This is a genomic window from Caulobacter sp. D5 (genome assembly GCF_003185805.1).
Taxonomy (GTDB): domain Bacteria; phylum Pseudomonadota; class Alphaproteobacteria; order Caulobacterales; family Caulobacteraceae; genus Caulobacter.
Genome location: NZ_QHJY01000007.1, coordinates 1 through 12,629 on the forward strand (window position 1 = coordinate 1; position 12,629 = coordinate 12,629).

Consider the following 12,629-nt stretch of genomic DNA (forward strand, 5'->3'; position numbering starts at 1 on the left):
ACAGCAGGCTGACGATCACCCAGCGATAGCGACCGATCTTCTCGGATGGCGCGGGAGCCGTTGGTCTTTGCATCCTCGTTGTTTCCTCGCCCCTGCCTGGTTCTTTTCTCGTTGGCGCGTCCGGCTAGTCGGGCGGTCCGGCCAGCCGGCTCTCGATCTCGCCGACATAGGCCCGGGCGGCGTCGACGAAGGCCTGGGTGTTGCGCAGCAGGGCCGTGTCGCCGCGCCGGATCAGCCCGGCCGGGCGCGGACGCCCGGTGGCCGGCAGCGGCAGCAGCCGCAGCGCCCCGCGCAGCAGGTCGCCGGCCAGCATCATGTGCGGGATCACCGCCACCCCGTCGGTGGCGTAGAGGATCTCGCGGATCATCGCGACCGAGCTGGAGCGCAGCGGCTGGTGCGGGGCGACGCCCATCTCCGCCAGCAGCACGTCGATCTCCTGGCCCACCCGCTGCGAGACCGTCGGCAGCACCAGCGAATAGTCGGCCAGCACCGCCGCCGTCGCATCCCGGCGATCGAAGATCGGATGGTCGGCTCGCGCCACCACCGAGATCGGCTCGGAATAGAACGGGGTGCGCACCAGGCCGTCGGGCTCGGCCAGGGTGTAGAGGCGGCCGATGACCAGATCCAGTTCGCGCCGCGACAGCTGCGAGATCAGCTCCTCGGTGCGGCCCTGGATGACCCGCACCTCGATGTCCGGCCGGGCGATCTTCAGCCGGGCCAGGGTGCCGGGCAGCACGCCGGCCGCCGCCACGGGCAGGGCGCCGACCACCACCGGGCCGCCATCGCCGCCTTCCAGGGCGTCGAGTTCATCCTCCAGCCGGCCGATCTCGGCCAGCAGCCGGCGGGCGGCGGCGGCCACCGTCAGGCCGAAGGGCGTCGGATCAACGCCGCGGGCGTGCCGGTCGAACAGCCGCGCGCCGACGATCTCCTCGATCTCCTGCAGGCTCTTGGTCAGGGCCGGCTGGCTGAGGCCCAGCGTCCGCGCCGCCTGCAGGATGCTGTCATGCGTGGCGATCGCGTCGATCACGCGCAGGTGCCGGAACTTCAGGCGCTGTTGCAGGTAGCGTCGCACTAGATTTCCCGTTGGCTGGCGAGGGACTTTGTCCGCTGCTCGATCGCGTCGAGCAAGTCCCCAAGCTCGGTGGCCTGATCGCCGGACTTGGCGAGACCGAGCGATCCCTGGCGGGCGTGCACCTCGACCGTGGCCCGGGCCATGGGCGAGGGCAGGCCGGCCGCCTCCAGCATCACCGCCGCCTCGGCCATCTCCTCGCTGCGCCGCTGGCCGTGCACGAGGGGACGGGTGAGGAGATAGCGCGCCAATGCCGGCCAGTCCGGATGGGGGATGGTGTTGTTCAGCGAGGCCAGCACCTGGGCTTCGACGCCGTAGTGGCGGGCGCTGGCCAGGCTTTCGGTGACGATCGCCTCCAGCCCTTTGACGAAGACGCTGCGCGACAGCTTCACGGCCGACGGTCCGCCGACCGCGTCGCCGAACGCCTCGGCGGAAAAACCCAGGCGCTCGAGCAGAGGCAGGATCGCCGCCGCGTGCGGTCCGCCGAGCAGGATGGGGGTCCTGATCCGCCTGGGCGCGATCGGGGCCATGACGGCGGCCTCGACATAGCGGTCGATCAGCACGGCCTGCGCCTGGCGGGTCTGGGGGGCGACGGAATTGAGATCGAGGAAGAACGCCTCGCCCAGATGCGGCGCGGCTTCCTGGGCGACATTGACCGCCTCGCCGGCGGTGACGGCGCTGATGACGAGGTCGCGGTCCGCGCAGGCCGAGGCGATGTCGCCCGCCGTGCGTACGCCGATCGCGGCCTTGGATGGTCCCGACGTCGGATCGGCAAGCAGGCGGTCGTGAACGACGATGTCCATAAATCCCGCCGCCGCCAGGTCGACGTGCAGGGTCTGGCCGACCTCGCCGAAGCCGATCAGGGCGAGGCGCGGGCTCATCGGCGGCCGTCCCAGACGCTGGCCGGCACGAAGACCTGGCCAGTCATCAGCAGGCGCGAGGTGCGTAGCAGGGCGGCCGAGACCACTTCGCCCCCGTCTGACAGGGTCAGCAGGGCGGTGAACTCGCCGGTCGGATGCTCGACGCTGACGGCGATCTCGCCCGAGGCGTCCGGCAGGCTGGCGACCGAGGCGGCGATCGAGCCTTTCAGGCAAACGGCCGTGGCGACGCTGACCGCGCCGAACACGCCGATGGCCTTGTGCACCGTGTGCGGGATGAAGCTGCGGGTCGACAGGGCGCCGCCCGCCGTTGGGGGCGAGACCAGGGTGATCTTGGGCACGGTGGCGTCGGTGACGTCGCCGAGATTCATGCGCCGTCCGGCCTCCAGGCGGATCGCTTCGACCTTGGCGCGCAGCACGGCGTAGGCTTCCAGTTCGGCCGGGGTCTCGTTCCCCGTCACACCCAGGTCGGCGGCGCGGACCACCACCACCGGCATGCCGTTGTCGATCAGGGTGGCTTCGACGCCCTCGATGACGTCGATCACGTTGCCCGTCGGCAGCAGGGCGCCGCAGGAGGATCCCGCGACGTCGGCGAAGGCGATGGGGATCGGGGCGGCCGAGCCGGGCACGCCGTCGATCCGGCAGTCGCCCTCGTAGTTCACCTGTCCGCCGGGGGTCTCGATGCGGGCGGTCGCCAGGCCTTCGGTGTTGCGCATGAAGATGCGCACCGGCGTCTGGCCGTCCTGAGCCGCGACCAGGCCCTGCTCGATCGCGTAGGGACCGATCCCGGCGAGGATGTTGCCGCAGTTCTGCCGGTCGCTGACCTTGGCCTCGTCCACCGAGACCTGCAGGAACAGGTAGTCGACATCGGCGTCCGGTCGCTGCGAGGCCGAGACGATCGCGACCTTGCTGGTCAGGCTGTCGGCGCCGCCCAAGCCGTCGATCTGGCGTTCGTCGGGCGAGCCCATGGCCGCCAGCAGCACGCGGTCACGCAGGGCCTCGTCGGCCGGCAGGTCCTCGGCTCGGAAATAGAGGCCCTTGGAGGTGCCGCCGCGCAGGACGGCGCAGGGAATGGCCGTCTGCATGGGCTCAGGCGTCCCCATTCTGGGTATGCTCGACATAGACGAGGCCGGCGGCGGCGAGCTTCTCGCGCATCTTGTAGAGATCCAGGCCCAGCACCCCGGCCGCCAGTTGGGCGCGCTTGTCGACCTCGGCGGCCTCGCGCTTGGCCGAGGCGGCCAGCACCGCGTCGGCGTCCTTGCGGGCCACCACCACCACGCCGTCGTCGTCGGCCACGATCACGTCGCCGGGGTGGATCAGGGCGCCGCCGCAGACCACCGGGACGTTGACGCTGCCCAGCACGGCCTTGACCGTTCCCTGCGCCGAGATGGCGCTGGACCAGACGGGAAAGCCCATCTCCTTCAGCACGGCCACGTCGCGCACCCCGGCGTCGATGACCAGGGCGCGGACGCCGCGCGCCATCAGCGAGGTGGCCAGCAGGTCGCCGAAATAGCCCGCGTCGCTGAACGAGGTCGGAGCGACGACGAGAATGTCGCCCGGTCGGCACTGCTCGATGGCCACGTGCAGCATCCAGTTGTCGCAGGGCGGCGAGGAGACGGTCACCGCCGTGCCTGCGACGTGCGCGCCCGGCCAGATCGGCCGCAGCTTGGGCGACAGCAGGCCGATGCGCCCCTGGGCCTCGTGGATGGTGGCGACGCCGAAGGCCGCCAGGCCCTCGACCGCTTCCTTCGACGCCCGCGGCGGGTTGGTGACGACCTTGTTCAAGGCGAGCGCTCCGAAGCCGAAAATCTCTGCGGCGCCGGCGAGAAAAGCGCCGGGCCGAGGCTTGGCTAGCACCCGGCCCTGGGGGAGCGGCTATGCAATTTGGGCGGCGGCTATAACCAAAATCGCCGGTCGCGGCCAAAACCTCCACGAGACGGGTCAGAACGTTATAGCCCCTGGAATTTTGTTATAGCGCGGTGGGGCGCAAGGCTTGCTACCGGCGTCGAGGAGATGACCCGAAGAGACCGGAGATGTTGGTGATTTCGTTGCGTTCCTTCGGCATGTCGGCGGTTCTGGCCGGCCTCCTGGCCCTGTTCGGCGCGGGCGTCGCCGTCGCGCGGCCGGCTCCCGCCTTGGCGAACCTCGCCGTCGTAAAGCCGGTGATGGACTGCGCCGCCCTGGCCTCGGCCGATGTCAGCGACGCCGTCGGCGCCAAGACCACGATCAGTTCCGCCAAGCTCTCCGGTTCCGGCGACCAGGCCTTCTGCGCCGTACAGGGCGTTATCGCCCCGAAGATCCGCTTCGAGCTGCGCCTGCCGACGGCGGGCTGGACCCAGCGCTACCTGCAGGTCGGCTGTGGCGGGCTGTGCGGCGTGCTGAGCATCCGCACCGAGCACGCCGACGGCTGCACGCCGGTCAAGGACGGCGCCATCGCCCTGGCCTCGACCGACATGGGCCACGAGGGCAAGGGCGGCATGGCCGCCATGGGCGATGGCGCGTTCGGCGCCGACCCGCAGGCCCGCATCGACTTCGCCTATCGCGGCGTGCACCTGACCTCGGTCGCCTCCAAGGCTCTGATCGCCAGGTTCTACGGCCAGGCGCCGCGCTACAGCTATTTCTCGGGCTGCTCGGACGGCGGCCGCGAGGCCCTGATGGAGGCCCAGCGTTTCCCTGGCGACTTCGACGGGATCGCGGCCGGCGCGCCGGCCATGGTCTTCACTGTCCAGAACAGCTTCTACCACGCCTGGCAGGCCCGCTCGAACATGGACGCGGCCGGCAAGGCGATCCTGGTCGCCTCGCGCCTGCCGATCCTGCACGCCGCCGCCCTGGCCTCGTGCGACGCGGTGGACGGCCTCGAGGACGGCCAGATCGACGACCCGCGCGCCTGCCGCTTCGACCCTGTCGTCGCCCAGTGCAAGCCCGGCCAGGCGAGCGACGCCTGCCTGACGCCCGCCGAGGTCGAGACCGCCCGCAAGCTCTACGACGGCCCGCGCGACGCCGCCGGCAAGGCCTTCACCCTGGGCCAGCCTCAGGTCGGCTCGGAGCTGTCCTGGGCCGGCGTCTTCGTGCCGCGCTCGGCCGACCAGGTCCCGGGCAGCTGGGGCATGGCCGAGCAGCCGGTGAAGTACGTGTTGTCGCAGACCAATCCGCCGGCCGACTACAGCCTGGCCGATTTCAAGTTCACGCCCGAGCAGTTCGCGGGCCTGAGCTGGGCTCATGGCCTCTACGACGCCACCGACACCGACCTGTCGGCCTTCGCGGCCAAGGGCGGCAAGTTGATCCTGTGGCACGGCTGGTCGGACCCGCACATCTCGCCGCTGAACACCATCGCCTATCGCAACGGCGTGGTGGCGGAACTCGGCCAGGCCAAGGCCGACGCCATGATGCGGCTGTTCCTTTTTCCCGGCCTCTATCACTGCTTCGGCGGGGATGGCCTGTCGCAGTTCGACATCGTCAGTCCACTGATGGCATGGGTCGAGGCCGGCGCTGCGCCCAACGCCGTCGTGGCCGCCAAGGTCGACATGCCGGCCATGACCGGTCCGCCGCCGGCCGGCGCCGACGTCCGCCAGGCGCCGATGCCCGACGCCTCGGCCCTGAAGCCCGAGCGGGTGCGGCCGGTCTACGCCTATCCGCAGGTGGCGGCCTATACGGGTTCGGGTTCGATCGACGCGCCGGAGAACTTCGCGCCGAAGACCCCGGCGTCCGAGCCGGCCGTCCGCGACGCCTACGCCGCCCAGTTCATCGCCCCGCGTTTCCACCAGGACTGCCGCGTCGAGGCCGGCGCTCTGGCCTGCGCGCCGTCCAAGCCCTGAGGAGAGCACCCATGGCCAAGCTCATCGGCGCGATCGGCGTCTCCCACACCCCCACGATCGGCTACGCCCGCGACCGCAAGCTGGCGCAGGATCCCGTCTGGGCCCCGATCTTCGAGGCCTTCGAGCCGCTGAAGGACTGGCTGGCCGAGCAGAAGCCCGACGCCCTGGTGATGATCTACAACGACCACGTCACCTCGTTCTCGTTCGATCATTACTCGGCCTTCGCCCTGGGCGTGGGCGACCAGTACGCCGTGGCCGACGAGGGCGGCGGGCCGCGCGACCTGCCGGCGGTGCCGGGCCATGCGGAGTTCGCCCGCTACCTGGCCCGCGCCGTCATGGCCCAGGACTTCGACCTGTCGCTGTTCCAGCACAAGCCGCTGGACCACGGCTGCCTGTCGCCGCTGTGCCTGCTGACCCCGCCGGAAGAGACCTGGCCGATCCCGATCGTGCCTCTGCAATGCGGGGTGCTGCAGTTCCCCGCGCCCTCGGCCAAGCGCTGCCTCGACCTCGGCAAGGCCCTGCGCAAGGCGATCGACGCCTGGCCGGAGGACAAGCGCGTGGTGATCGTCGCCACCGGCGGCCTGTCGCACCAGGTGCACGGCGAGCGGGCAGGGTTCAACAACACCGCCTGGGACGAGGCTTTCCTCGACATGCTGCAGCACGATCCCGATCGCCTGGCCGGCATGACTCACGCCGAATACGCCAAGCTGGGGGGCTTCGAGAGCGCGGAAGTCATCATGTGGCTGATCATGCGCGGGGCGATGTCGGACAAGGTCGCCTGCCATCACCGCACCTATTACCTGCCGTCGATGACCGCCATCGCCACCGTCCGCTACGAGGATCAGGGCGAGGACACTTCCGAAGTCGAACGCGAACGGGTCCGCCACGAGACCACGCGCCAGCTGGAAGGCGTCGAGGATCTGGAGGGCACCTATCCCTTCACCCTGGAGGTCAGCGCCAAGGCCTATCGCGCCAACCGCTTCCTGCAGAACCTCGTCGATCCGGCCGCCCGCGCCCGGTTCCTGGCCGATCCCGAGGCCGAGTTCCAGGCCGCGGCCTTGAGCGACGAGGAACGCGACCTGATCCGCCGCCGCGACTGGGGCGGGATGATCCGCTACGGCTTCATCTTCTTCGTGCTGGAGAAGCTGGGCGCGGTGCTGGGCGTGCCCAATCCGCAGATCTACGCGTCCATGAAGGGGCTGACGCTGGAGGCCTTCCTGGCCACCCGCAACGCCCAGATCACCTATTCCGTCTCGCGTAACTGACGAACCTTGCTTCCTCTGAAACCTTCGAGCCCGGCGCGTTCCCGCGCCGGGATTTTCCTTGTCCTGGCGAGGGCCGTATCGATCCGGGCGATGGCTCCGGGCTTGGTTATAGGTTCCCGCGTTTATCTATAACCGTCGCATCCCCGGAACGCTGTTAGCTGACCTTGGCCGAAATCTCGGTCCGTCCTTGAGAAGTCTCCCACGAGGAGGCCGAAGGCGAAGGTCTCTAGGGAGGAGGGGTGCGATGCGTAGGAAGACTATGCTCCTGGCCGCGACGGCGGCGTTCACGGGGTTCATCGGAGCGGGGCAGGGGGCTCTGGCTCAGACGGCGACGCCGGCGGCCGAGCCGCAGGACGGCTTCGCCATCGAGGAGGTGGTCGTCACCGCCCGCCGCGTCACCGAAAATCTCCAGGATACGCCGGTCTCGGTGTCGGCCTTCACCGGCGACATGCTGGAGCGTCGCCAGATCGCCAGCACGGCCGACCTCGACGACGCCACGCCCAGCCTGCAGTTCGCCCCTGTCTCGCCGCTGACCGGCAATTCGGCGGCCGCCCAGATCTTCATCCGCGGCGTGGGCCAGACCGACGCCACCGCCGGGGTCGACCCGGGCGTCGGTCTCTATATCGACGACGTCTACATGGGCTCGGCGGTCGGCGGGGTCATGGACTTCCGCGACATCGCCGGCGTCCAGGTGCTGCGCGGCCCGCAGGGCACGCTGTTCGGCCGCAACACCATCGGCGGCGCCATCCTCTTGACCACGGCCGCCCCGGGCGAGGACTTCGGCGGCAGCTTCAAGGCCGGCTTCGGCACCGACAACCTGCGCGAAGGGATCCTGGCGCTGAACGTGCCGATCTCCGACACCGTCAAGACCCGCTTCACCTACGGCACGCGCGTGCAGGACGGCTACGTCACCCGCCTCTACGACGGCAAGAAGCTGGGCGACGTCAACACCTTCACGATCACCGGCAAGGTCCGCTGGACGCCGACCGAAAAGTTCACCGCCGAACTGCGCGGCGACTACACCAAGTCCGACGAGAACGGCGCGCCGCTGGTGTTCGCCGCCATCAACGAGACCTCGGCCTTCCCGCGGGCGGTCAGCTACGCCGCCGGCTGCCCGGGCATGGCCTCGGTCGGAACGACCGTGCCGTCGATCAACGACAAGCGCTGCGCCAACGACTATTACAACGCCGGCAAGTACGCCAACAACGGCACCCACCCGGTCAACAGCGACCTGGAGAACCTCGGCGCCTCGCTGCTGCTGGAATACCGGCTGGCCGACGCCCTGACCCTGAAGTCGATCACCGCCTATCGCACCCTGGAATGGGCCGGCAGCCGCGACGCCGACAACACCCCGTTCCCGATCCTGGCCACCGACTATTCCAGCAAGGGCTTCCAGGCCAGCCAGGAGTTCCAGGCGCTGTACTCGGGTTCGCGCCTGACCGGCGTGGCCGGCCTGTTCCTGTTCCGCCAGGCCGTGGACGACATCCTGACCGTCACCCTGTCGCCGCCGACCGCCCCTACGGGCACCCGCGACAGCAACAACAACGAGGTCCGCAACAAGAACTGGGCGGCCTTCACCCAGTGGACCTTCAAGGCGACGGACGCCCTGAGCGTCACCGCCGGCCTGCGCTACACCGACGAGACCAAGGGCTCGCGGCCGTATCAGTTCAACTACTCGAACCCGACCGTGCTCTACGTGCCCTACAAGCTCTATGAGCGGAAGTTCTCGGCGACGACGGGCTCGTTCCAGGCGCAGTACCGCTGGAACGCGGCGCTGATGACCTATGCCAGCTGGTCGCAGGGCTTCAAGGGCGGCGGCTTCAACAGCCGCTTCAACGGCGTCGTGGCCTCGGGTCAGCCGCCGTCGTTCGAGCCGGAAACGGCCGAGACCACCGAAATCGGCGCCAAGCTCGATCTCGGCGGCAAGCTGCGGATCAACGCCGACATCTTCAACACCAACTACGAGGACCTGCAGTTCACCTACCGCGTCGGCACCGCGCCCTACCTGTTCAACGCCGGCAAGGCGACGATCAAGGGCCTGGAGGTCGAGTACACCTACGTGCCGACGAACAAGCTCGTCATCGAAGGGGGCTTCAGCTACCTCGACGACAGCATCGACGAGGTCTCGACCATCGTCGGCGCGACCACGGCCGTCACCACCAACAGCCAGCTGCCGTATACGCCCAAGTGGCAGGGCAACGTCTCGGTGGCCTACACCGTCGATCTGTCGGGCGACCTGACCCTGATCCCGCGCGGCGAGATCGTCTACACCGACAGCCAGTTCTTCGACGCCGGCAACACCAAGGAGATCGCTCAGCTGGACGCCATCACCAAGCTGAACGTCGGCGTGGTGCTGGAGAACAAGGTCGCCGACTGGAAGGCGCAGCTGTCGGTCAACAACCTGACCAAGGAGATCTATCCGGTGGCGGGCAACTCCTCGCTCAGCACCAGCTCGGGCTATGCCGAGGTGGCCTACAACCGCGGCCGCGAAGTGGCCCTGTCGTTCACCAAGCGCTTCTGAGGCGGAAAGGCCGGTCAGCCTGTCGCGGGCTGGCCGGCTTCTGTCGACTGTCTCTCCGGTTGCGACCCGATCGGCGGATGGCGCCGATATGGCGGCTGGCCGACTCTATCTATGGGGGAGTGGCCCTCCGAGCCGTCGATCTGCAAGGTGATCGATTGGTCCTCCAGGCGCCGGGCGATCTTGCGGCCAAGCCCTTCTCCGCGTGGGGGCAGGGGGCTGGCCTGCGATCTGCGGCGCTCTCGATCGACCCGTTCCGCCCACCGGCAATCATGGAAAACCACTTTTGAACTCGGGTGTTGCGCGAGGTTCAGGCGTCGCGCTGTTCGCGGGCGCCGGCCTTTCGGCGGCGTCGGCGTCTGGGTGCGGGCAGGGCTTTCCGCAGGTGTGAAACCAGAGCTTCAGGTCTGAAGTGAAATCGGTTCTACGCCTCGAAAACCGGCGCACAATTTTCGCGTTTGCGATGCTGTTTCGCAATTGCAAAGTTTAGCGTGACAAGTGTAATCTGCCCGTGTCGGTTGTGGTGGGGCGTAGGGTGACCAGTTCGCGTGCGGAGGGGGACGAAGGCCTTCAGTGCCTCGTTCTCATCCTGGGGTTTCATCAGATCGGCGCTGATCCCCAACAGCTTCGCCATGCCCTGGGCAAGGGCGCGCCGGCGGATACTGGCGATCTGGTCCGCCTCGCCCGTCGCATGGGCGCCAAGGCCAAGATGACCCGCCTGCCGCTGCGACGGCTGGAAGATGCGCCGCTGCCGGCGATCGCCAAGGGCCGCGCCGGCGACTTCTTCATCGTGGCGCGCGCGGTCGCGGGCGAGGTTCTGGTGCAGTGGCCCGGCCAGCCGCCCAAGACCCTGTCGATGGACGACCTGTTCGCCGTCTGGGACGGCGAGGCGGTGCTCGTCACCTCGCGCTCGGAGGTTCCCGGCGGCGGCAAGTTCGACGTCACCTGGTTCATCCCCGCCCTGGTCAAGTATCGCGGCCTGCTGGGCGAGGTGCTGGCCGCCTCCCTGACCCTGCAGCTCTTCGCCCTGGCCACGCCGCTGATCTTCCAGGTGGTGATCGACAAGGTGCTGGTGCACCGCGGCCTGACCACGCTGGACGTGCTGGCCATCGGCCTCGGTTCGGTGATCCTGCTGGAGACCCTGCTGGGCGGCCTGCGCGCGGCGCTGTTCACCCACACCACCAGCCGGGTCGACGTCGAGCTCGGCGCGCGGCTCTATCGCCACCTGCTGGCCCTGCCGATGGCCTATTTCGAGAGCCGCCGCGTGGGCGACACCATCGCCCGGGTGCGCGAACTCGAGACCATTCGCGAGTTCCTGACCTCGTCGTCGGTCACCCTGGTCATCGACCTGCTGTTCACGATCATCTTCCTCGTGGTGATGTGGTTCTACTCGCCGTGGCTGATGCTGATCGTGTTGATCGCCATCGCCCTCTACGCCCTGACGGCGGGCCTGATCACCGGCCCGCTGCGCCGGCGCATTGAGGAGCGCTTCCAGCGCGGCGCCGAAAGCCAGGCCTTCCTGGTCGAGAGCGTCGCGGGCATGCAGACCCTCAAGGCCGCCGCCGTCGAGCCGCAGATGCAGACCCGCTGGGAGCGCCTGCTGGCCGGCTATGTCGCCGCCGGCTTCAAGGCCGCGCGCCTGAACATCTGGGGCGGCCAGGCGATCCAGCTGATCAACAAGGCCTCGACCGTCCTGATCCTCTATATCGGCGCGCGCCTGGCCCTGACCGGCCACACGACCGTCGGCGAGCTGGTGGCCTTCAACATGCTGGCCGGCCGCGTGGCCGAGCCGGTTTTGCGACTGGCCGGCCTTTGGCAGCAGTTCCAGGAGGCGCGGGTCGGCATCGCGCGCCTGGGCGACGTGCTCAACAGCCCGACCGAGGCCCAGTTCTCGCCCTCGCGCGCCGCCCTGCCGCGCATCGAGGGGCGCATCGCCTTCGACGACGTCACCTTCCGCTACAAGCCGGGCGGCCGCGAGGCCATCCGCCGCGTCAGCCTGGCGGTCGAGCCGGGCGAGGTGATCGGCGTGGTCGGGCCCTCGGGCTCGGGCAAGTCCACCCTGACCAAGCTGGTCCAGCGCCTCTACGTGCCCGAGAGCGGCCGCGTGCTGGTCGACGGCGTCGACCTGGCTCAGGTCGATCCGGCCTGGCTGCGCCGGCAGGTCGGCGTGGTGCTGCAGGAGAACCTGCTGTTCAACCGCTCGGTGCGCGAGAACATCGCCCTGGCCGACCCGTCGCTGTCGATGGAGGCGGTGATGGCCGCCGCCAGCATGGCCGGCGCCCACGACTTCATCCTGGAGCTGCCCGAAGGCTACGACACCGTGCTGGAGGAGCGCGGCTCCAACCTCTCGGGCGGCCAGCGCCAGCGTGTCGCCATCGCCCGGGCGCTGATCACCAATCCCCGCATCCTGATCCTCGACGAGGCCACCAGCGCGCTCGACGCCGAGAGCGAGGCGATCCTGCAGGCCAATATGCGCCAAATCGTCCGTGGTCGGACGGTGATCGTCATCGCCCACCGGCTCAGCGCCATCCGCATGGCCAGCCGCATCGTCACCATGGAGAACGGCCAGGTCACCGAGACCGGCACCCATGACACGCTGATGGCGGCCGGCGGCCGCTACGCCCAGCTCTGGCGCGCCCAGATGCATGGCCATCACGGAGTGGAGGCATGAGTCTGGCCGCCCACGTCCGCGTCTTCACCCAGGCCTGGAGCGAGGAAAACCGCCGCCGTCGCGCCGGCGCCGCCCGCCAGCGGGTCGAGACCGCCTTCCTGCCGGCGGCGCTGGAGATCGTCGAAAGCCCGCCGTCGCCGATCGGCCGCGCCATCAGCTGGACCATCGTCGCCGCCGCCTTCGGGGCGCTGGCCTGGTCGTGCTGGGCCAAGGTCGACATGGTCGCCGTCGCCGAAGGCCGCCTGGTGCCCACCGGGCGCCTGCGCAGCGTCGAGCCTTCCGATCCCGGCGTCGTCCGCGCCATCGCCGTGCGCGAGGGCGAGCGGGTGCGCCCGGGCCAGCTGCTGATCGCGCTGGACCCCACCGTGGCCGACGCCGACGCCGAAAGCGCGGTGACCGAGCTCTCCACCGCC

Annotated in this window: 9 protein-coding genes; 5 read left to right on the plus strand and 4 right to left on the minus strand. The window is 69.4% G+C overall.

All coding sequences use genetic code 11. From position 1 onward, the window contains the following. Window positions 1–124: 124 nt before the first annotated feature. From DMC18_RS00745 to DMC18_RS00760, 4 genes are read right to left on the minus strand one after another with little or no spacing between them, the layout of a single operon-like run. Window positions 125–1,072 (minus strand): LysR substrate-binding domain-containing protein, encoded by a 948-nt coding sequence (locus DMC18_RS00745; RefSeq protein ID WP_158285822.1) that lies wholly within the window; start codon window positions 1,070–1,072, stop codon window positions 125–127. Continuing rightward, a complete protein-coding gene (locus DMC18_RS00750) occupies window positions 1,072–1,950 on the minus strand; it encodes a DUF1932 domain-containing protein (protein ID WP_110121454.1) in 879 nt (292 codons plus the stop codon). The genes DMC18_RS00745 and DMC18_RS00750 overlap by 1 nt, the downstream gene beginning before the upstream one ends. Next, window positions 1,947–3,032: a 4-oxalomesaconate tautomerase gene (locus tag DMC18_RS00755; RefSeq protein WP_110121453.1), complete on the minus strand. Its 1,086-nt coding sequence runs from the start codon at window positions 3,030–3,032 to the stop codon at window positions 1,947–1,949. The genes DMC18_RS00750 and DMC18_RS00755 overlap by 4 nt, the downstream gene beginning before the upstream one ends. 4 nt (window positions 3,033–3,036) lie before the next feature. Then, window positions 3,037–3,732: a 4-carboxy-4-hydroxy-2-oxoadipate aldolase/oxaloacetate decarboxylase gene (locus tag DMC18_RS00760; protein WP_110121452.1), complete on the minus strand. Its 696-nt coding sequence runs from the start codon at window positions 3,730–3,732 to the stop codon at window positions 3,037–3,039. A gap of 248 nt (window positions 3,733–3,980) precedes the next feature. Here DMC18_RS00760 and DMC18_RS00765 point away from each other — a divergent pair, with 248 nt between their 5' ends. The 5 genes from DMC18_RS00765 to DMC18_RS00785 form a co-directional block, all read left to right on the plus strand. Continuing rightward, entirely contained in the window at window positions 3,981–5,762 is a 1,782-nt protein-coding gene (locus DMC18_RS00765) for a tannase/feruloyl esterase family alpha/beta hydrolase (protein WP_110121451.1), read from the plus strand. Between the two features lie 11 nt (window positions 5,763–5,773). Further along, entirely contained in the window at window positions 5,774–7,027 is a 1,254-nt protein-coding gene (locus tag DMC18_RS00770) for a gallate dioxygenase (RefSeq protein ID WP_110121450.1), read from the plus strand. A gap of 244 nt (window positions 7,028–7,271) precedes the next feature. Next, entirely contained in the window at window positions 7,272–9,548 is a 2,277-nt protein-coding gene (locus DMC18_RS00775) for a TonB-dependent receptor (RefSeq protein WP_110121449.1), read from the plus strand. Between the two features lie 532 nt (window positions 9,549–10,080). Further along, entirely contained in the window at window positions 10,081–12,216 is a 2,136-nt protein-coding gene (locus DMC18_RS00780; RefSeq protein WP_110121448.1) for a type I secretion system permease/ATPase, read from the plus strand. Then, window positions 12,213–12,629 (plus strand): biotin/lipoyl-binding protein (locus DMC18_RS00785; RefSeq protein WP_146217934.1); only part of this gene is annotated, 417 nt, incomplete at its 3' end. The genes DMC18_RS00780 and DMC18_RS00785, both read left to right, overlap by 4 nt.

What these genes read in the sequence shown, in the direction of transcription:
- DMC18_RS00765 (WP_110121451.1), top strand. Translation starts at nt 3,981, where the DNA reads ATGTTGGTGATTTCGTTGCGTTCCTTCGGCATGTCGGCGGTTCTGGCC.
- DMC18_RS00775 (WP_110121449.1), top strand. Translation starts at nt 7,272, where the DNA reads ATGCGTAGGAAGACTATGCTCCTGGCCGCGACGGCGGCGTTCACGGGG.
- DMC18_RS00755 (WP_110121453.1), bottom strand. Translation starts at nt 3,032, where the DNA reads ATGCAGACGGCCATTCCCTGCGCCGTCCTGCGCGGCGGCACCTCCAAG.
- DMC18_RS00770 (WP_110121450.1), top strand. Translation starts at nt 5,774, where the DNA reads ATGGCCAAGCTCATCGGCGCGATCGGCGTCTCCCACACCCCCACGATC.
- DMC18_RS00750 (WP_110121454.1), bottom strand. Translation starts at nt 1,950, where the DNA reads ATGAGCCCGCGCCTCGCCCTGATCGGCTTCGGCGAGGTCGGCCAGACC.